Here is an 18,590-nt window from a genome sequence, read left to right as displayed (position 1 = left end):
ATTCAACCGGCACTGGTAGGGCATGGGGCGAGACGACATTCTGGACTGGCTGGAGGCCGAGGCCATCCACATCCTGCGCGAGACCGTCGCGGAGGTCGCGCGCCCGGTCATGCTGTTCTCGGGCGGCAAGGATTCCGCCGTCATGCTGCATCTGGCGCACAAGGCCTTCGCCCCCACGCGGCCGCCCTTCCCCCTTCTCCACATCGACACGCGCTGGAAATTCGCCGAGCTCTACGCCTTCCGCGACGCCCTGGCGGCCGAGGCGGGCCTGCCCCTGATCATCCATCGAAATCCGGAGGCCGAGGCGGCCGGGATCAATCCCTTCGACCACGGCGCGGCCGTCCATACCGATCTCTGGAAGACGCAGGGGTTGAAACAGGCGCTCGACGCGAGCCGCTTCGGCGCCGCCTTCGCCGGGGCCCGCCGCGACGAGGAGCGCAGCCGCGCCAAGGAACGCATCGTCTCGGTCCGCACCGCCGCCCACGGCTGGAACCCGCGCGCCCAGCGGCCCGAGTTCTGGAGCCTGTACAACACCCGCCCCGGCGACGGTCAGACCCTGCGCGTCTTCCCCCTGTCCAACTGGACCGAGCTGGACGTGTGGCGCTACGTCCAGCGCGAAGGCATCGCCCTGCCCAACCTCTATCTGGCCGCCGACCGCCCGGTGATCCGGCGCGACGGCGCCCTGCTGCTGGCCGACGACCCGCGCCTTCGCCTGCAACCCGGCGAGACCCCGACCCTGCGCAGCGTCCGCTTCCGCACCCTCGGCTGCTGGCCCCTGACCGGCGCGGTCGAGAGCGACGCCGACACCCTTGAGGCCGTCATCGCCGAACTGACCCTGGCCCGCGTCTCCGAGCGTCAGGGCCGCGCCGTCGATCAGTCGCCCGCCGCCCTCGAAGGCCTCAAGCGCGAGGGCTATTTCTGATGCGCCCCATCCGCCTGATCGCCTGCGGTTCCGTGGACGACGGCAAGTCCACCCTGATCGGCCGCCTGCTGCACGACGCGGGCGCCGTCCCTTCTGATCAGCTGTCCGCCCTCGGCCCCCAGCCTGACCTGTCGCGCCTTCTCGACGGCCTGTCCGTCGAGCGGGAACAGGGCGTCACCCTCGACGTCGCCTGGCGCGCCTTCGAGCTCGCCGACCGCCGCTTCATCCTCGCCGACGCCCCGGGGCATGAGCAGTACACGCGCAACATGGCCACCGCCGCCTCCACCGCCGACCTGGCCGTGGTGCTGGTCGATGCGCGCAAGGGCGTCCAGCGCCAGACCCGCCGCCACACCCGAATCCTGGCCCTGATGGGCGTCCGCCGCCTCCTGCTGGCGGTCAACAAGATGGACCTGATCGGCTGGTCGCAGCCGGCCTTCGACACTGTCGCCGCCGACTATCTGGCCTTCGCCGCCGGACTGGGCATCGACGACGTCACCGCCGTCCCGGTCAGCGCCGTCACCGGCGCGGGCGTCACCCGCCGCGTCCCGACGCTGGCCTGGCATGAGGGCCCGACCCTGTCGCACTGGCTGGCCCAGACGCCCGCGCCCGCCGACCTCGACGCCCCCTTCCGCCTGCCGGTCCAGACCGTGCTGCGCGAGGGCGAGACCCGCGCCTTCGCCGGCCGCGTGGCCACCGGCGCCCTGTGCCCCGGCGATCCGGTCCGCATCCTGCCCTCCGGCGCCGAGGCGGACGTGGCGACCATCCTCGGCCCCTCCCCCGACACCGCGACCGAGGGCCAGTCCGTCGCCCTGACGCTGGACCGCCCCGTGGATGTCTCGCGCGGCGACTGGCTGGTCTCGGCGGACGCTCCCGCCGAGGTCGCCGACCGGTTCGAGGCCCATCTGGTCTGGACCTCCGCCCGCCCCCTGCTGCCGGGCCGCATCCACGACCTGAAGATCGGCGCCCTCACCGTCCCGGCCCGCGTCACCGAGATCAAGCACCGGGTCGATCCCGACACCGGCCAGCCGCTGGCCGCCCGCGTGCTCAAGATCAACGACATCGGCCTCGTCACCCTGTCCCTCGACGCCCCTGTCCCCTTCACCCCCTATGCCGAGAGCCGCGACCTCGGCGGGTTCATCCTGATCGACCGGATGACCTCGGCGACGACGGCGGCGGGGATGATCCGTTTCGCCCTGCGCCGCGCGACCAGCGTCCGGCCCCAACCCCTGTCCGTCACCCCCGCCGACCGCGCTGCGCTCAAGGGCCAGAGCCCGCTGGTGGTCTGGTTCACCGGCCTGTCCGGCGCGGGCAAGTCGACCATCGCCGACCTGCTGGAGCAGCGCCTGCTGGCCGAGGGCCTGCACACCGCCCTGCTGGACGGCGACAATGTCCGGGGCGGCCTGAGCCGGGACCTCGGCTTCACCGACGCCGACCGGGTCGAGAACATCCGCCGCGTCGCCGAGGTCGCCCGGCTGATGACCGACGCGGGCCTGATCGTGCTGGTCGCCTTCATCTCCCCCTTCCGCGCCGAGCGCGAAATGGCCCGCGCTCTCGTGCCCCCCGACGCCTTCCTCGAGGTCCATGTCGATGCGCCGCTGGAAGTGGTCGAGGCGCGGGACGTGAAGGGTCTCTACGCCCGCGCGCGTCTGGGCCGCCTGCCCAACTTCACCGGCATCGACAGCCCCTATGAGCCGCCCGAGGCGCCGGACCTCAGAATTGATACGGCCGCCTGTTCCCCCGAACAGGCGGCCGATCGCGTCCTGGCCTTGATCCTGGCCCGGCAGGGTCGCTGAGTTCCCCCGAACCCGCGCCCCGCCTCAGCCTCAACCGGCCAGAATGTCGTTCCACACCGACAGGGCCGGCGTGTTCCCGTGGATGCTGTGCTCCTGTCCGTGGCCGTTCTCGAAGGCCACGACGTCCGACACGCCGAGATCGTGCAGGCCCGGCAGGATCTGCGCCAGGTCGCCCTTGGCGAAGACCGAGGCTTCCTCCAGCCCCGGCAGGACCAGCGGCATGTCGGCCATCTTGCCGAGCGGCAGGAAGTCGTCATCGGTCGACATCGACGGAGGCGCGTCGCGCACGGCATGCGCGGCGATGACTTCATCAATGGTCATCACCTGACCGTTGCCGAAGCGGATCTGCTCGATCTGGGTGATCGAGTCCTCCCCGTCGCGCGCGGAGATACGGTCCGTCACCAGATAGTTCCCGGCGAGGCCGAGAAGATCGTAGTCGTTCACATTGCCGCTCAGGACCAGGGTGTCGATCCCGTCGCCGCCGGTCAGGGTGTCGTTGCCCTGACCGCCGGTCAGGACATCATTTCCCGCCCCGCCGGTGATGGCGTTGTTCAGCGCATTGCCGGTCCCGGCGAAGGCGCCCGAGCCGAAATACACCAGGTTCTCGAGGTTGGCGCCCAGGGTGTAGGCGGCGTGATTGGTCCGGACGGTGTCCACGCCCTGCCCCGCGAACTCGGTGATCGTATCCAGGGCGGTGACCACATAGGTGTCGTCGCCCAGACCGCCCTGCAGGGTATTGGCCGCGCCGTCGCCGCCGATCAGGGTGTCGTTGCCGTCCAGACCCAGCAGGATGTCCGCGCCCAGACCGCCGTTCAGCACATTGTCGCTCGCCGATCCGAACAGGGTGTCGGCGAAGTCCGAGCCGATGGCGTTCTCGATGGACGACAGGCTGTCCACCGAACCCGAACCGTCGTTCAGCGTCACATTGACCGCCAGACGCACCTGAACTCCGGCGGCGGCATTGGCGTAGCTGGCCGTGTCCGAGCCCGCGCCGCCCAGCAGCACATCGACGCCCGCGCCGCCCATCAGGACGTCATTGCCGTCGCCACCGTCCAGGATGTCGGCCCCGGCGCCGCCCGAGATGTTGTTGCCCGAGGCATTGCCGCGACCCACGAACGAACCCGATCCGGTAAAGATCAGATGCTCGACATTGGCCGACAGGGTCCAGTTGTTCAGGGACGTCTGGACGGTGTCGATGCCCTCGCCCGCGAACTCGGTGATCGTGTCCTGCGCGCTGACGATATAGAGGTCGTCGCCCAGACCGCCCTGCAGGGTGTTGGCCGCGCCCGCGCCGCCGATCAGGATGTCATTGCCGCCCAGACCCAGCAGGATGTCGGCGCCCAGGCCGCCGTTCAGCACATTGGCGCCGTTCGAGCCGAACAGGGTGTCGGCGAAGTCCGAGCCGATGACGTTCTCGATCGACGACAGGGTGTCGACCGCCCCCGTCCCGTCGTTCAGCGTCACCTGGCTGGACAGACGCACCGAAACGCCAGCGGCGGCCCCGGCGTAGCTGACGGTGTCCGTCCCGGCGCCGCCGATCAGGATGTCCGCGCCCGCGCCGCCGATCAGGATGTCGTCGCCGTCCCCGCCGTTCAGCGTGTTGTTCTGGGCGTTGCCGGTGATGACATTGGCCGAGGCGTTGCCCGTGCCGTTCGCCGCCGTGCCCGTCAGGATCAGGTTCTCGACGTTGGCGCTCAGCGTGTGCGAGACCGAGGCCTGAACCGTGTCGGTCCCGCCGTTGGCCGCCTCGATCACCACGTCGCCGACGTGGTTGACGATGTAGGTGTCATTGCCGCCCAGCGCGGCCATGGTGTCCGCACCCGCCGTCCCGGTCATCAGGTTGGCGCCCGCGCCGACCACGACCAGTTGCGCCAGCAGGGCGTCGTGGTCGCTGGCTTGCGTCGGGATGAAGCTGTTGATGTGCACCCCGTCGAACTGGGCCCCGTTCCGCAGCGAGTCCGAGACCAGCATGTGGTCCAGCGTCTGCGAGTTGCCGTCGAAGATGTACGAATAGCGGTCGTGCTCGGGCAACAGGTCCCACAGATTGTTCAGCCCGCCCTGCTCCAGAAGCCGGACCGACTCCTCGAAGTAGAAGGCGTTGAAGTCACCCGACACCACGATATGGGCGTTCGGATCGACGGTGCGCAGCTGGTCCAGATAGGCCTCGATGGCCTGAGATTGGGCCAGACGGCCGCCTTCACCGGCGTTCGCGGGCGGCTGGTTCGAGCCCATGTAGGGGTCCGAGCCGATGCGCGAGGTCGAGTGGATCGACAGGGCGGTGATGATCTCGCCGTTGAACTCGAACTGGGCCGACAGCGGCTTGCGGCTGCCGTTGAACGCCGGGTCCAGCAGGGCCACGGCCGAGCCATTGACGTAACTGACGCGGTCCGGGTTGTAGATGAAGCCGTTGCGGATGTTGCCGCCGGCGGCGCCGCCCGACGAGCCCTCGGTCGCGGGCGGAACCTCGATGTAGACATACGTCGGTCCGCCGTTGGCGACGATCCGGTCGATCAGGGCCTGGGCCGAGGCCTGGCCCGACAGGGTGCCGTCATTGCCGTCCTGAACCTCGATCAGGCCGATGATGTCCGGTGTGCCCATGTTGTTGACGATGTCGAGCGCCAGTTCGTTGATGCGGGCCGTGTCGCCCGGCTCCATGTTCTCGACGTTGTAGCTGGCGATGGTCAGGTGCTCGTTCGCGCCCGTGTCGGCCTGCACCAGGTTGGTGGTTTCCTCCCCGGCGGTGACGTCCGAGATCACATTGACCGGGTCGCGCACGATCAGTTCGTACTCGCCGCCGAAGTAGCTGATCACGCCCGTGACGTCGCCCAGACGGTCGCCGACCGAGTGGTTCGGCGTATAGGCGCCCGAGATGGTCGAGTCGTCGTAGATGATCAGCTTCTCGGGGTTCAGGTCGCCTTCCGAGTTGGTGATGCCGCCACGGTCGTTCATGCCCGTGGCGCCCGCGCCCGAGTTGGCCACGGCATAGGTCCCGCCCGAGGCCGTGTCCGACACCGCCTGCGCGTCGCGCATCGTCACCAGCATGCCTTCCATCGACTCGTAGAAGTCGATGGCGTCGGTTTCCGGGTCGAACGAGGTGAAGTTGTCGTCGTCCACCTGCGCGCTCGGCGGCAGGTATTCGCCCACGCCGTTGCCGATGTAGGTCATCTGCACCGTGCCGGTGCCGTTGGCCGAATAGTTCAGCCCGTTCACGCCCGAGGCGATCTGGGTGATGCTCAGGTTGCCCGCCGCGCCGATGGATTCCTGAACCACGCCCGACACGGTCACGGCGCTGCCGATCACGATGCCGACCGGGGCCGAACCGGTCGAGATGAAGATGGCGTCCGAGGTCTTGCGGTTGCCGTCGCCGTTCGGGTCCTGGATGTAGAAGCCGTTGTTGTCGATGGCCGTGACGATGCCGGTCGTGGTCACTTCCTCGCCGACATAGGCCGAGATGTGGCCCTCGCCCTGGATCGTATAGATGGCCGTCAGGTCGTCGTTGGTGATCGTGCCCGTGGCCGAGCCGTCGGTGATCACCGCGTTATTGGTCGGGTTCGACAGGTTCAGGGTGAAGCGCTCGGTCGCTTCCGAGGCCGTGTCGCCGCTGACGGTGATCGTCACCGTCTGGGTCATCACGCCGTCCGCGAAGGTCAGCGTGCCCGAGGCGGCGGTGTAGTCCTGCCCGGCCGTGGCCGTGCCGTCGGCGGTGCCGTAGTCGACGCTGAACGGACCCGTGCTGCCCGCACGGGTCACGGTGAAGGTCATGGTGACCGTGCCGCTGTCGCCCTCGACCACCGAAACGTCGGCCACCGACACCGTCGGCGGGGGCGCGTCGTCATTGGTGATGGCGCCGATGCCCACGCCATCGCCGATCACCAGACCGCCGGTCGGGTTCGACAGATGCACCTCGAACTGCTCGGTCAGCTCCGGCGTCACATCGCCGAACACTTCCACGGTGAAGGTCGCGGTCAGCTCGCCGTCGGCGAAGGTCACCGTGCCCATCGACCGGGCGTAGTCCTCGCTCGCGTTGGCGTCCGTGCCGTTCACCGGGATCGGGTCCTGGGTCGACCAGTCCACGGTCGCCGCGCCCGCGCCCGTCGTGCGGGTCACGGTGAAGGTGATCAGGCTCGAGCCGTTGTTCCCCTCGGTCACCGTGGCGTCGCCGACCGACACCACCGGGGTGAAGGTCTGGCCGTTGTTGATCGTGCCCGGCGTGTCATCGCTGATCACGGCCCAGGTGAAGTTGCTCTGCCCGCCGGTGCCGACGCGACCGATGGAGGTGCCGTTGGCGTCGCCCGGCTCTTCTACGCCCGCGCCCACGTCCGTCGCGGTCATGCCGCTGGCCGGGCCGTTGGTGGCGACGAAGCTGCCTTCGTAGCTCAGGAACTCGACGACATTGCCGTTGTTGTCCACCAGGGCGAAGCCGTCCGGCGAACCGTTCTGGATGCCGCCCGCCGGTCCGGCGAAGCTCAGGACGCCCATGCCGTTCTGCAGGTCGGCGAAGGTGCCCGACAGGTTGATCGTGCCGTACGACTGACCGTTGCCGCCGTTGTACAGGACGATGGTCCAGCCGTTCAGATTGGTGCCCGCGCTGCCCGCGATCTCGATGAACTCGCCCACGTCGGTCGAGGCGTTGTCGTAGTGGAATTCGTTGATGAACGGCGTCACCGCGCCCGCGGGCACGTCGTCGTTCGTGATGGTGCCCACGCCCGTGGCGTCGCCGATGGTGCCCACCGACGGATTGGTCAGGGTCACGGTCACGGTCTCGTCGCCCTCGACCGCCGTGTCGCCGTTGACCACGATGGTGATGGTCCGGGTCGTTTCGCCGTCCGCGAAGCTGACCGTGCCGCTCTGTGCGACATAGTCCGAGCCCGCCGTCGCCGTGCCGTCCGAGGTGGCGAAGTCGATGGTCGCGGCGCCCGCGGCGTTGTTGCGCGTCACCGTATAGGTCAGCAGCACCGTGCCCGCGTCGCCCTCGGTCACCGTCGCGTCCGAGATGGCGAAGCTGGTGGCCCCGCCCACGCTGAAGCTGGCGGTGTTGAAGGTGTAGCGGACGGCGTTGTCGCCCGACCAGTTGGCGGTGTTCGAGATCGCCGCCAGCAGCTCCGCCGGAGTGCCGCTGCGCGGGCCGGTGTAGTGGACGTTGTCCGCGCCCACGGCCACGGCGTTCACGCCCGCCGTCAGGCCCGTCGGCACTGCCGAGGTGTTCGAGCTGGTCGCCGCACCGGCGAAGGTGGTGTTGTCATCCGCGAAGTCGATGGCGAACAGGAAGGTCGGGCTCGCCGCCGTGCCCTGGTAGGCCAGGATCTGGTCGCCCGCCGCCGCGAAATTCATCGGCGCCACCGAGGCGATGTTGATGACGGTACCGGCGGGAACGTCGGCCGGGAAGGTGTAGGTGAAGACACCCTCGCCGGTGCGGAAGGCCGAGCCGGTCCAGCCGTTGTCGGTGAAGGTAATCGTCGTGCCGGCCGTGATCGGGACCAGGGACACGAAGGCGAAGCCGTCCGGGTCATCCCCGTTGACGCCGATGATCGCGATGTCGCCTGCGGCCAGAGTGGTCGGCATGTCTGTCGTTCCCTGTTGGCGGATAGCCGGCGCAGGAAACGGCCACACCGCGCCCACCGCGATGCGAAACCCGTCCTGTCGTCCCGTGAAATCCCCTGTTCGAGATCGCAGCTAGTACCGGCAAGCCTGCGGACTTCAAGACTTTCTTAAGACTTAAAAGCGTCGCAAAACGGCTACATCGGTTAACAAGCTCAGCCTTTATTGCCGGTTGAACCGCCATTTCATCGCCAGAACGCCGGCCGCCATTGCAAGCGCGCAGGCATTGGCGACCGCCACGGGCCAAGCCTCCGTCATCACTCCATAGATTGTCCACAGAATGAAACAGGTCACCGTCAGGGAATAGGTCTTCAGCGAGATCGACGAGGCGTCCCGCTCCTTCCAGATCTTGATCATCTGGGGCGCGAAGCTTGTGATCGAGCAAAGCGCCGCCGCCGTGCCCACGATATTCGCGACCAGTCCGCTCACGACGCCTCGCGCGCCCTGGCCGGCGCCTTCCGTCCGGCGGGCGCGACCTTCGTCGGCCTCTCCGCCTCGACCTCCTCGATCCGCAGACCGCGCCGGCCCTTGATCGGACGGGCGGGCTTGCCCTTGTGGATGGCCAGGGCGCGGCGCTCGACCTCGGCCAGCACGGCGTCCAGCTCCTTGTCGGTCAGGTGCTCGATGCCGATGAACCGCACATCGGCCCGCGTCACCGCATAGACCAGCTCATCCAACTTGGCCTGCATCGCCGCCCCGTCGCGGTTCTGGGTGTTCTGGATCAGGAACACCATCAGGAAGGTGATGATGGTCGTGCCGGTGTTGATCACCAGCTGCCAGGTCTCGTTGAACTTGAAGATCGGCCCGGTCACCGCCCAGGCCAGAACGATCCCGACGCAGGCGATGAAGGTCCACGGTTTGCCGGCGACCTTCGCCGTCAGGGTGGCGAATTTGACGAACAGCTTTTCCATGGTCGGTTGAACCCGGGCTAACGGCGAAGGTTGCATGTCCTCCCCGGTCGCGTCGCGACTGGGGAGGGGGACCGACCGGGCGGCTTAGCCTGGGTGGTGGAGGGGGCGGCTCAGACGGTCAGCGGAGATGGCGATCGGCTCTCAGCCGCCTGCGCCGCCCCCTCCGTCACGCTTCGTATCCGAAGCGCGCCACCTCCCCCTCGCGAGCCGCGACGGGGAGGAAAACTAACGCTCCCCCGGCGCCCGCCGCGCCCGCGTCCGCTGCTCGAACGCATACCCCAGCGACAGGACCTTCGCGTCCTCCCACTTCCCGGCCATCAGGCTCAGCCCCACCGGCATCCCTCTGTCAAAGCCCATCGGCACGGTCAGGTGCGGATAGCCCGCCACCGCCGCCAGACGGCTGGCCGAGCCCTGCATATTGTCCTCATCGTCCCGGTCATTGGTCCAGGCGCGCGAGGTCGTCGGCGCGATCAGGGCGATGACGCCATTGTCCGCCATCATCCGGTCGATCCCCTCCGGCCCGGCGGCGCGCAGCGAGCTGGCGCGGGCGTGCACATAGACCGGATCCTCCAGCCCCGTCGTCGCCTCGGCCCGCAGGAACAGCTCCTGCCCGAATAGCTCGGTCTCGCGCGGTTCGGCGGTGTTGAAGGCGATCACATCGGCCAGAGTCCGCGTCCGCACCTGCTCCGGGTCGGTCGAGGCCAGATAGGCGTTCAAATCGACCTTCAGCTCGGTCATCAGCACCTGCAGCTCCCAGGTCCCCAGATTACGCCAGTCGGCGGGCGGCTCATTGACGTCCACCAGCACCGCCCCGGCCTCGCGCATCGCCTCCAGCGACCGCTCGAACACCTCGTGCGTCTCCGGCGAATAGGACGGCAGCAGGAACCGCAGCACCCCGATCCGCGCCCCGCGCAGCGAGTCCGCATCCAGCGCCGCCGCATAGTCCACCTTGCGCGCATCCGCCTCGGCCGTCGCCGCATCCAGCGGGTCGCTGCCCGCGATGACGGTCAGCACCCGCGCCGCGTCCTCGACCGTCGTGGTGATCGGCCCGGCGGTGTCCTGCGAGTGGCTGATCGGCACGATGTGCGTCCGCGACACCAGCCCCACCGTCGGCTTGAACCCGACCACGCCGTTCACCGAGGCCGGACAGGTGATCGACCCGTCCGTCTCCGTCCCGATGGCCAGTTCGGCTAGGCCCGTCGCGACCGCCACGGCACTGCCCGAAGAAGACCCGCACGGCGTCCGCTCGGGGTCATAGGGATTACGTGTCTGCCCCCCGACCGCGCTCCACCCGCTGATGGAGTTCGACGACCGGATGTTGGCCCATTCCGAAAGATTGGCTTTGCCTAGGATGATCACCCGCGCGGCTCTCAGCCTGGCCACGATCGGAGCGTCGCGCCCGGGCGCATTGTCCGCGAGCGCAAGCGAGCCCGCCGTCGTGGGCAGGTCCGCCGTTTCAATATTGTCCTTCAGGACCAGCCTGCGACCGCTGATCTCGGTAAGCGGCGCATCAGGGGTGGAGGTCATCACCGCGCCCGGCAACATCGGCGCCAGAACTTCGGATGGGCTCCAGCGGATCATGCTGGCCGCACGACCGTCATAGGCCCGATATTGAGCCATTATGTTTTCGGCCGTCAGAGGCGGACGCAGCGGGATGCTGACAACCGGCTCGCGCGTCACATGGACGTCGGGTGTCACCTGGGCCTGCGCCGCCCCCGTCGCCAGCATCATCAGCGCGGCGGCCGCTCCCGCCAAAGCCCTCCCCTCGAGGGGGAGGGTTGGGAGGGGTGGAGGCGCACGGCGTCCGGATGAAGCGCCAAAGGCTCCGTCAAACCGAAGACCCAGCCCCTCGCGCCACTTCATGAAACCCATCATCTCCACCCCATCCCCAACCCCTTCCCCTCGAGGGGAAGGGGGACTCACTCAGTGAGACCGCGTCCCGATCGTCCGGTCCAGGAAGTCCAGATACGTCCGCCACTGCTGCAGCTGACGTTCGTTCCCGCGCACCCCGTGACGCTGCCCCGGATACAGCATCAGCTCGAACGGCTGGCTGTTCTGCTGAAGCGCGTTGATCACCCGCGTCGAGTTTTCCAGAATCACATTGTCGTCCGCCATGCCGTGCATCAGCAGCAGCCGCCCGGTCAGGTTCGGCAGACGCGGAATCACGTCCGACGCCGCATAGCCCGCCTCGTTCGCTTCCGGCGTCGACATATAGCGCTCGGTATAGGCCGTATCGTACAGGCCCCACTCGGTCGGCGGGGCGCCGGCCAGCGCGCCGGCCAGCCCCATCTTCGGCTCCGTCGCCGCCATCAGGGTCATGAAGCCCCCGTAGGACCAGCCCATCATGGCGATGCGGTCGTCGTCCACGAAAGGCAATGATCTCAGATAGTCAGCCGCCATAACCTGATCTTCGATCTCAGGCTGCCCCATGCGCAGATACAGCGCCTGCTTGAACGCCGCCGAGCGGTCGCCCTCGCCGCGATTGTCCATGCGGAAGACGATGTAGCCGGCCTCGGTCAACAGTTGATTGGTGGACGACTGCCAGCCCTTCTTGACCCCGCCGCCCGACGGTCCGCCGTACACCTGCATGACCACCGGATAGGTCTTGGTCGGGTCGAAGCCCGGCGGGGTCGTCATCTGCCAGACGAGGGTCTCGCCATGGCTTTCCAGCGTGCCGAAGGTCACCTCGCCGCGACGCGAGATGAACGGGTACGCCGGATGCCCCGGCTGCAGACGGTTCTCCTCGATCCAGCGGATGCGGGTTCCGTCGGCGCGATACAGGGCCGACTGCGTCGGGGTGTTCAAGTCAGTATAGTTGCCGACGAAGGCCGTCCCCGTCCGGTTCATCGACGCGCTCCACCAGCCACCGGCCGAGGTTACCGCCACCGGCGTCATGGTCCGGCGCAGGCTCGCGCGGAACAGCTGCTGCTCAATCGGCAGCTCGCGCCCGTCGCGCATCGAGGCCGTGAAGAAGACCTCGCCCGTGCGCTGGTTCACCCCCGCCAGTCCCTTGACCGGATACTGGCCCGATGTGATCGCGCGGATGCGACGACCGTCGCGGTTGTAAAGGTACAGGTGCTTCCAGCCGGTCTCTTCCGTCGACCAGATGAAGTCGCCGTTATCCAGCGCCTTGAAGTCGTGGTTCAGCGGCACCCAGGCGTTCGAGGTCTGGCTGACGATCACGCGCGAGGCGCCCGTGGACGGATCGACGCTCAGCAGGTCGAGCGTCTTCTGGTCCCGCGACAGGCGCTGGACGTACAGCGTCCGCCCGTCCGCCGACCAGTTCACCCGCGCCAGATAGATGTCGCTGTTGGCGCCCAGGTCGACCTTCACCCGCTGGCCGCTTTCGCGGTCGTGCACATACAGCTCGACGACCGCGTTCGGACGACCGGCGCGCGGATAGCGCTGCTCCACCGTCGTCGCCCCGCCGCCGGTGATGTCCAGACGCGGGATCACATCGACGGTGCTCTCGTCGGTGTGCTGCAGGGCGATGTAGCGCTCGGTCGGGCTCCACCAGTAGCCGGTGTCGCGATCCAGCTCTTCCTGGGCGATGAACTCGGCCGTGGCCCAGGTCTTCAGCCCGTCGCCGTCGCTGGTGATCGCCGTCTCGGTATTGGTCGACAGGTCATAGACGACCAGGTCCTGGTCCCGGACCCACGAGACGAAATTGCCGCGCGGCGACACCTTGGCGTCGATCTCGTCCGCATCGGTCTCGGTCAGGCGGCGCACCGTCCCGTCGGCGCGGGTCGCCAGGAAGATGTCGCCCTCCAGCGGCGCCAGGATGTAGCGTCCCTGCTCGTCCCACGAATATTCCACCACGCCCCGGGCGCTGATGCGCATCCGTTCGCGCCGGGCCTTCTCGGCCTCGGACAGCTCGCCCGCATCGGGGACCAGCGCCCGCGCGTCGATCAGCTTGAACGGCTCGCCCTCGCCGGTCGGCGCGGCCCACAGGTCCTGCACCTCCACATCGTCCTCGCGCGAGCGCAGGAAGGCGACCAGTTCGCCGTCCGGCGACAGGCTGACGCCCTTGGCCACCGGCCCGGCCAGCGACGGATTCGCGAACACCCGCTCGGGCGTCAGGATGGCGCTCTGGGCCGACGCCGCGGCGGGCGCGGGGGCCTGCTGCGCCATCGCGGCGGTGAACGGCGACAACGTCGCCACAAGCAGGGTGGAGGCCAGCAGGATATTACGCATGGAAGCCAGACGTTGGATTTTTGAACCGGACCCGGACGCTAGAGCGGGAATCCGGTTCCGTCACCCCCCACCGCACTACCCCTTTCCCGTCGGAAGAGGGACTTTTGAACCGCTGAGAGCGAAGCGATCAGGGTGAGGGTCGATCATTCGCATTCGGCGTAAGCCGCAGCTCCTTGTCATCCCGGCCGACGCGAAGCGGAGAGCCGGGACGGAAGGGTCCAACTACCCCCCGCCCGGAAGCCGCGCCAGCGGTTATCCGGGCGACGGCTGGCGGCGCGCTCCGGCGGGCAAGATCAAGCGTGTGGCTACGCGTCTTCCGGCTCAGCCCTGCGGGCTGTCCGGAAGGGGGAAACAGAGTTGCCGCCACCGTCCCGGCTCTCCGCTTCGCTGCGGCCGGGATGACAAGCTCGCCCCTACGACCAAATTTGACGCATCGGCATGCCACACTGCTTCCCGGTCTTTGACATCGCGGTCCGTGACGCTCCCTCCGGGTTGAGCACAGGCTGAATGCCCCGCCGCACTGGAAACCCTCGCCGAGCCCCCATCGCCCGGCTCCCGGCTTCGTGCCCGACGCCCTCCGCCACGGTTGAACCGGCCCCAACCACCCCGCCTCACGCGAAAATGTGCACGATGTGCACTCCATTTTTTTCTGAGTGCACATTTCACCGACAGCCCCGGGACAGCAGGGCTCCGTCATTTTCGGCCCACCCTGCCAAGCCCCGCGACACCGCCGCCCTTCCCCCCCGCCGCGACGCGTCCTAAGAAGCGCGGCAATGACCGACGCCGTCGCCCCTCCCCCCGCCAAGGCCTCGCCCTTCCATGAGCTTGAGGTCCTGACCGTCCACCACTGGACCGATCAGCTGTTCAGCTTCCGCATCCGCCGCCCGGAGGATTTCCGCTTCCGCTCGGGCGAGTTCGTGATGATCGGCCTGCCCGGCGAAGACGGCGGCAAGCCCGTCCTTAGGGCCTACTCGATCGCTTCCCCGCACTGGGACGAGGCGCTGGAGTTCTTCTCCATCAAAGTGCCCGATGGTCCCCTGACCTCGCGCCTGCAGAAGATCCAGGTCGGCGACACGGTCCTGATGGGCAAGAAGCCGACCGGCACCCTGGTGCTGGACGCCCTGACCGGCGGTGAACGCCTCTGGCTGATCGGCACCGGCACCGGTCTCGCGCCGTGGCTCTCGGTCGCCCGCGACCCGGACACCTACAGCCGCTTCGGTCAGGTCATCGTCTGCCACACCGTCCGCAACGTGGCCGACCTCGCCTACCGCGACTTCTTCACCCACGGCATCCATGAGGACCCGCTGGTCGGCGACGAGGCGAAGGCCCAGTTGGTCTACTATCCGACCGTCACGCGCGAGAAGTTCGAGACGCCCGGCCGGATCACCGATCGCATCAAGTCCGGCGACGTCTTCGCCGACCTGCAACTGCCCATCGGCTTCTCGCCCAACACCGACCGCGTCATGCTGTGCGGCTCGATGGCCATGATCAAGGAAACGGGCGAACTGCTCGAAACCTACGGTCTGAAGGAGGGCTCGAACGCCGAGCCCGGCGATTATGTTCTGGAGCGCGCCTTTGTCGGTTGAGTCCCCCACCGTTGTGGCGATTGACGCCCGCGTCGCCCCGGAAGACTGCCTGACGATGGCCGAGGTCCGCCACGGCGTCGACGCCCTGGACCGCGCGCTGGTCACCCTGCTAGCCGAGCGTCAGCGCTACATGCACGCCGCCGCCCGCATCAAGCCCAGCCGGGACGTGGTCCATGACGACGCCCGCATCGAGGATGTGGTGTCCAAGGTCCTCGCGGCCGCCGGTTCCGCCGGCCTGTCGGCCGACATCGCCGAGCCGGTCTGGCGCACCCTCGTCGACCGCTGCATCGCCCACGAGTTCAGCGTCTGGGACAAGACGCGGGTCTAGCCGTTCCTCCCCCTTGGGGGAGGAGGACCGCGAAGCGGTGGCGGGGCGCCGGCGACAGCTACCCCCTCAGGCTCCGCAGCATGATCTCGTGCCGGAACGCCGCCACATCAGCCAGCGCGATCTCCAGCTGATCCCGCACCCGGTCCAGCAGCGGCGGCGCCCCGGCCTTGTCCGAGCTCTCCGCCGTCTGGCAGGCCTCGGCCAGCTGATCGGCCCCGATGCCCGAGGCGGCGCCCCGGATCGTGTGCACGGCGTCACGCCAGCCCTCTTCCCGGACGTCCAGCATCGGCGACCACAGGGCCGCCTGCTGGCCGAACAGGCCCAGGACCTCGTCGGTGATCGCGTCCTGCCCGCCGGTCATCCGCTCCAGAACGGCGAAGTCGACCGCCCCCGACAGATCCCTGCGCGCCATCAGCCCTCCGCCTCTTCGCCCTTGGCCAGCCGCGAGTTCCGCGACGACCAGACGAGGTAGACGACCAGGCCCAGCAGGTTCCAGCCAAGGAAGTACAGCTGGGTCGAACCCTTCAGGCTGAAGAAGAAGACGATGCAGCCGACGATGGCGATGCCGCCCACCAGCCACCACAGCGGGGCCTTGAACTTCCGCTCGCGGTTCGGCTCACGGATGCGCAGCACGATCAGGCTGACCCCCACGGCCATGAAGGCCATCAGCGTCCCGGCGTTGGCCAGCGAGGCCAGTTCGTCCAGCCGCATGATCCCGGCCAGGAAGGCCACGACGATGGCCGTGAACACGGTCACCACCACCGGCACGCCCCGGTTCGAGATCTTCGCCAGACGGTTCGGCAGCAGGCCGTCCCGCGCCATGCCCAGGAAGATGCGGCTCTGGCCGAACAGGAAGGCCAGCAGCACGGTCGGCAGGGCCACCACGGCCGCCGCCGCGATCCACTGGGCGGCCACGCCCTGCCCCAGACCGCGCATGATGTGGGCCAGAGGCTCGGGGCTGTCGGCGAACGAAGCCACCGGGGCCGCGCCGATCGCGGCCGCCGCCACGGCGATGTACAGGATGGTGCAGATCACCATCGAACCGACGATGCCGATCGCCAGGTCCCGCTCCGGCTTCTTGGTCTCCTCCGCCGCCGTGGCGATGGCGTCGAAGCCGTAGAAGGCGAAGAAGATGATCGCCGCCGCCGCCATCACCCCCGTCTGCACGAAGGGCGCGCCGAAGCCGTTGGGCATGAAGGGCGTGAAGTGGGCCGCGTCGAAGTTCGGCAGGGCGATGGCCACGAAGGCCACCAGCGCCGCGATCTTGATGACCACCAGAATGGCGTTCAGCGTCGCGCTCTCACGGGTGCCCAGCAGCAGCAGGCCCGTCACCACGGCGATGATGAAGACGGCCGGCAGGTTGATCAGCCCGCCCTCGACGTGCGGCCCGACGGTCAGCGCCGTCGGCAGGTCGATGCCCCATCCGGCCAGGAAGGGCACCGCATAGCCCGACCAGCCCACGGCCACGGCCGAGACCACCAGCGAGTATTCGAGGATCAGGCTCCAGCCCACGACCCATGCGAAGATCTCGCCCAGCGCCGCATAGGAGTATGTATAGGCGCTGCCCGAGGCGGGCATGATGGTGGACAGCTCGGCATAGGCCAGAGCCGCGCAGGCGCAGACAAGACCCGCCAGCGCGAAGCTGATCAGCACCGCCGGACCGGCCAGCCCGGCGCCCACGCCGATCAGCGTCAGGATGCCGGTGCCGACGATGGCGCCGACCCCCAGCGCCATCAGGTGCGGCCAGCCCAGCGTCTTCTTCAGCGCCGGCCCGTCATGCGGGGCCAGCATCGCGTCGATCGAACGGCGGCGGTTCCAGAAGGCCATGTCTGCGTTTCCCACGCCGCTCCCCGGCGGCTGATTCCGCTGCGACCCTAGCGGCTCCTGCGACAAACCGAAACGGACACGAAAAAGCCGCTTGCGTTCCGTTCGGCGAGCCTCTATCTCCCGCCCCTCGCCGACGCCGGTCCCAACCGATTGTCAGCGAGAAGACGATGAGTTCGGGTGATTAGCTCAGTTGGTAGAGCAGCTGACTCTTAATCAGCGGGTCCACAGTTCGAACCTGTGATCACCCACCATCGTCCTTTTGAAATTCCTCCGAAAAGTCGAAGCCGCGACCTGACTGGATCGGTCAGATCGATGGCCGCCATCCGCCCTCGACGACATGACTGTGGATCAGGGGGTCCACGGGTTTAGCAGCTCGACCTTCGGCGTCGTCCCGGCCGTGCGAGCCGGACGCGCGACTTTATCGGTCATCCCCAGCGCGGCGCCGTCGTCCTCCGTGATCGGGGGGCCGTCAGGATTGCGCAAACTGAGCAGGAACCCGCCGTAGAACGGGTTCGGAAACTGGATCGAGCGCCGCCCCCACTCGGCCGCATGCGTACCGGCGGCGGCGAGCCGGACCGAGCCGTCAGCGACATCGAACCCTAGTCCCGCTCGCCGACGATCTGGTCCGCCAGATCCTGCGCCAAGGCCGCCATCGTCAGCGTCGGGTTCCAGAACCCGCTCTTGGGCCAGAGAGCGGCGCCCGTCACATAGACGTTCTCCACCCCTTGGGGGCGATAGTCGGCCCGCACCGGTCCGGCCGCTTCATCCGGGTAGATCCACAGCGGCGAACCTTCGTGGACCAGCGCGGGCACCCGCCGCTCCACCTCATTCGGCCGATCAGAGCGCCATTCCCCGGCGTTGGGCGCCCCATGCAAGTATTCAACTGCGTTGGCGCCCTTTGGCAACAGGACGGCTTCCAGCATCTGGAGGGTCGCGGCGTCCACCACGTCCCACGTCTCGCGGTCGGCCTCGTTCGCCAGCACCTGCAACAGCACATTGGGGGTGGGGTCACGCTGGCCGCTCGGCCGCATCCAGCAGATGATCTGCCCCGGCGGCTGGGGCGCGGTCTTCGCGGACAGGGTCCAGGGGAAGGTCTCGCTCAGCCCCCCGAGCGTGTGCTGATACGGCAGGGGAAGGTTCTGGGAATGCTCGGGGAGGAAGAACGGTCCCCGCTCAAGGACCAGGATCCGGATGTGAGGATCCCGCTTCAGCGCAGGATCGACGAAGGCCAGGGCGCAGAAGCCGCTGCCGATGACGACGACGTCAAACCGCTCGGTTTCCCGGACGGCCTCCAGCCCGCTTCGGAGCAGAAGAACACATGATCGAGGACCCTTTGCGGGGTCGGGCTGTGCGGCCCGATGACGGATCGCCGAAATCAAGATTCGCGGAACCCGCTGCCGTCCCCACCACCAGCCCCCTTGTCGAACATAG

Annotated in this window: 12 protein-coding genes and 1 tRNA gene; 5 read left to right on the top strand and 8 right to left on the bottom strand. The window is 68.2% G+C overall.

Annotated elements, in window-relative coordinates; genetic code table 11:
- Positions 1 to 22: 22 nt before the first annotated feature.
- Together cysD and cysC are read left to right on the top strand one after the other, a co-directional pair.
- A complete protein-coding gene (cysD, locus tag ACTIEF_RS11905; RefSeq protein ID WP_439472358.1) occupies positions 23 to 922 on the top strand; it encodes a sulfate adenylyltransferase subunit CysD in 900 nt (299 codons plus the stop codon).
- Complete coding sequence (gene cysC, locus ACTIEF_RS11900; RefSeq protein WP_439472357.1) at positions 922 to 2,715, top strand: adenylyl-sulfate kinase; 1,794 nt, start codon at positions 922 to 924, stop codon at positions 2,713 to 2,715. The genes cysD and cysC overlap by 1 nt, the downstream gene beginning before the upstream one ends.
- 30 nt (positions 2,716 to 2,745) lie before the next feature.
- Here cysC and ACTIEF_RS11895 read toward each other — a convergent pair whose 3' ends face one another.
- The 5 genes from ACTIEF_RS11895 to ACTIEF_RS11875 form a co-directional block, all read right to left on the bottom strand.
- Complete coding sequence (locus ACTIEF_RS11895; RefSeq protein ID WP_439472356.1) at positions 2,746 to 8,277, bottom strand: Calx-beta domain-containing protein; 5,532 nt, start codon at positions 8,275 to 8,277, stop codon at positions 2,746 to 2,748.
- A 198-nt stretch (positions 8,278 to 8,475) separates the two neighbouring features.
- Positions 8,476 to 8,742 (bottom strand): SemiSWEET family sugar transporter, encoded by a 267-nt coding sequence (locus ACTIEF_RS11890; RefSeq protein ID WP_439472355.1) that lies wholly within the window; start codon positions 8,740 to 8,742, stop codon positions 8,476 to 8,478.
- Positions 8,739 to 9,224, bottom strand: coding sequence for a low affinity iron permease family protein (locus tag ACTIEF_RS11885; RefSeq protein ID WP_439472354.1), 486 nt, complete (start codon positions 9,222 to 9,224; stop codon positions 8,739 to 8,741). Before ACTIEF_RS11885 ends, ACTIEF_RS11890 begins: the two co-directional genes overlap by 4 nt.
- 225 nt (positions 9,225 to 9,449) lie before the next feature.
- Positions 9,450 to 10,751 (bottom strand): amidase, encoded by a 1,302-nt coding sequence (locus tag ACTIEF_RS11880; RefSeq protein WP_439472424.1) that lies wholly within the window; start codon positions 10,749 to 10,751, stop codon positions 9,450 to 9,452.
- A gap of 396 nt (positions 10,752 to 11,147) precedes the next feature.
- Entirely contained in the window at positions 11,148 to 13,418 is a 2,271-nt protein-coding gene (locus ACTIEF_RS11875; protein WP_439472353.1) for a S9 family peptidase, read from the bottom strand.
- A 773-nt stretch (positions 13,419 to 14,191) separates the two neighbouring features.
- On the opposite strand from ACTIEF_RS11875, the gene ACTIEF_RS11870 reads away from it, so the two are divergent.
- Both ACTIEF_RS11870 and ACTIEF_RS11865 read left to right on the top strand, forming a co-directional pair.
- A complete protein-coding gene (locus tag ACTIEF_RS11870) occupies positions 14,192 to 15,004 on the top strand; it encodes a ferredoxin--NADP reductase (protein ID WP_439472352.1) in 813 nt (270 codons plus the stop codon).
- Positions 14,976 to 15,332 (top strand): chorismate mutase, encoded by a 357-nt coding sequence (locus ACTIEF_RS11865; protein WP_439472351.1) that lies wholly within the window; start codon positions 14,976 to 14,978, stop codon positions 15,330 to 15,332. Before ACTIEF_RS11870 ends, ACTIEF_RS11865 begins: the two co-directional genes overlap by 29 nt.
- A 58-nt stretch (positions 15,333 to 15,390) precedes the next feature.
- On the opposite strand, the gene ACTIEF_RS11860 is transcribed toward ACTIEF_RS11865, so the two are convergent.
- Positions 15,391 to 15,744, bottom strand: a complete 354-nt coding sequence (locus ACTIEF_RS11860) for an Hpt domain-containing protein (RefSeq protein ID WP_439472350.1) — start codon at positions 15,742 to 15,744, stop codon at positions 15,391 to 15,393.
- Positions 15,744 to 17,159 carry an amino acid permease gene (locus tag ACTIEF_RS11855; protein WP_439472349.1) on the bottom strand — a complete coding sequence of 472 codons (1,416 nt, stop codon included), beginning with the start codon at positions 17,157 to 17,159 and terminating at the stop codon, positions 15,744 to 15,746. Before ACTIEF_RS11855 ends, ACTIEF_RS11860 begins: the two co-directional genes overlap by 1 nt.
- A gap of 175 nt (positions 17,160 to 17,334) precedes the next feature.
- Between ACTIEF_RS11855 and ACTIEF_RS11850 the strand changes: the two genes are divergently transcribed.
- Positions 17,335 to 17,410, top strand: a tRNA-Lys gene (locus ACTIEF_RS11850).
- A 348-nt stretch (positions 17,411 to 17,758) separates the two neighbouring features.
- On the opposite strand, the gene ACTIEF_RS11845 is transcribed toward ACTIEF_RS11850, so the two are convergent.
- On the bottom strand, positions 17,759 to 18,538 hold the full coding sequence (locus ACTIEF_RS11845; protein ID WP_439472348.1) for a GMC oxidoreductase: 780 nt from the start codon (positions 18,536 to 18,538) through the stop codon (positions 17,759 to 17,761).
- Positions 18,539 to 18,590 lie beyond the last annotated feature (52 nt).

Origin of the sequence: Brevundimonas sp. (genome assembly GCF_051858995.1) — a bacterium.
In the GTDB taxonomy this organism is placed as follows: Bacteria; Pseudomonadota; Alphaproteobacteria; order Caulobacterales; family Caulobacteraceae; genus Brevundimonas.
The sequence above is the reverse complement of the archived record's forward strand: the minus strand, read 5'-3'. Positions and strand labels throughout refer to the sequence as shown.

Bases quoted from the DNA above. Each gene is read 5' to 3' on its own strand.
- ACTIEF_RS11895 (WP_439472356.1), bottom strand. From the start codon at position 8,277: ATGCCGACCACTCTGGCCGCAGGCGACATCGCGATCATCGGCGTCAAC.
- cysC (WP_439472357.1), top strand. From the start codon at position 922: ATGCGCCCCATCCGCCTGATCGCCTGCGGTTCCGTGGACGACGGCAAG.
- ACTIEF_RS11865 (WP_439472351.1), top strand. From the start codon at position 14,976: ATGTTCTGGAGCGCGCCTTTGTCGGTTGAGTCCCCCACCGTTGTGGCG.
- ACTIEF_RS11885 (WP_439472354.1), bottom strand. From the start codon at position 9,224: ATGGAAAAGCTGTTCGTCAAATTCGCCACCCTGACGGCGAAGGTCGCC.
- ACTIEF_RS11860 (WP_439472350.1), bottom strand. From the start codon at position 15,744: ATGGCGCGCAGGGATCTGTCGGGGGCGGTCGACTTCGCCGTTCTGGAG.
- cysD (WP_439472358.1), top strand. From the start codon at position 23: ATGGGGCGAGACGACATTCTGGACTGGCTGGAGGCCGAGGCCATCCAC.
- ACTIEF_RS11855 (WP_439472349.1), bottom strand. From the start codon at position 17,159: ATGGCCTTCTGGAACCGCCGCCGTTCGATCGACGCGATGCTGGCCCCG.
- ACTIEF_RS11870 (WP_439472352.1), top strand. From the start codon at position 14,192: ATGACCGACGCCGTCGCCCCTCCCCCCGCCAAGGCCTCGCCCTTCCAT.
- ACTIEF_RS11875 (WP_439472353.1), bottom strand. From the start codon at position 13,418: ATGCGTAATATCCTGCTGGCCTCCACCCTGCTTGTGGCGACGTTGTCG.
- ACTIEF_RS11880 (WP_439472424.1), bottom strand. From the start codon at position 10,751: ATGACCTCCACCCCTGATGCGCCGCTTACCGAGATCAGCGGTCGCAGG.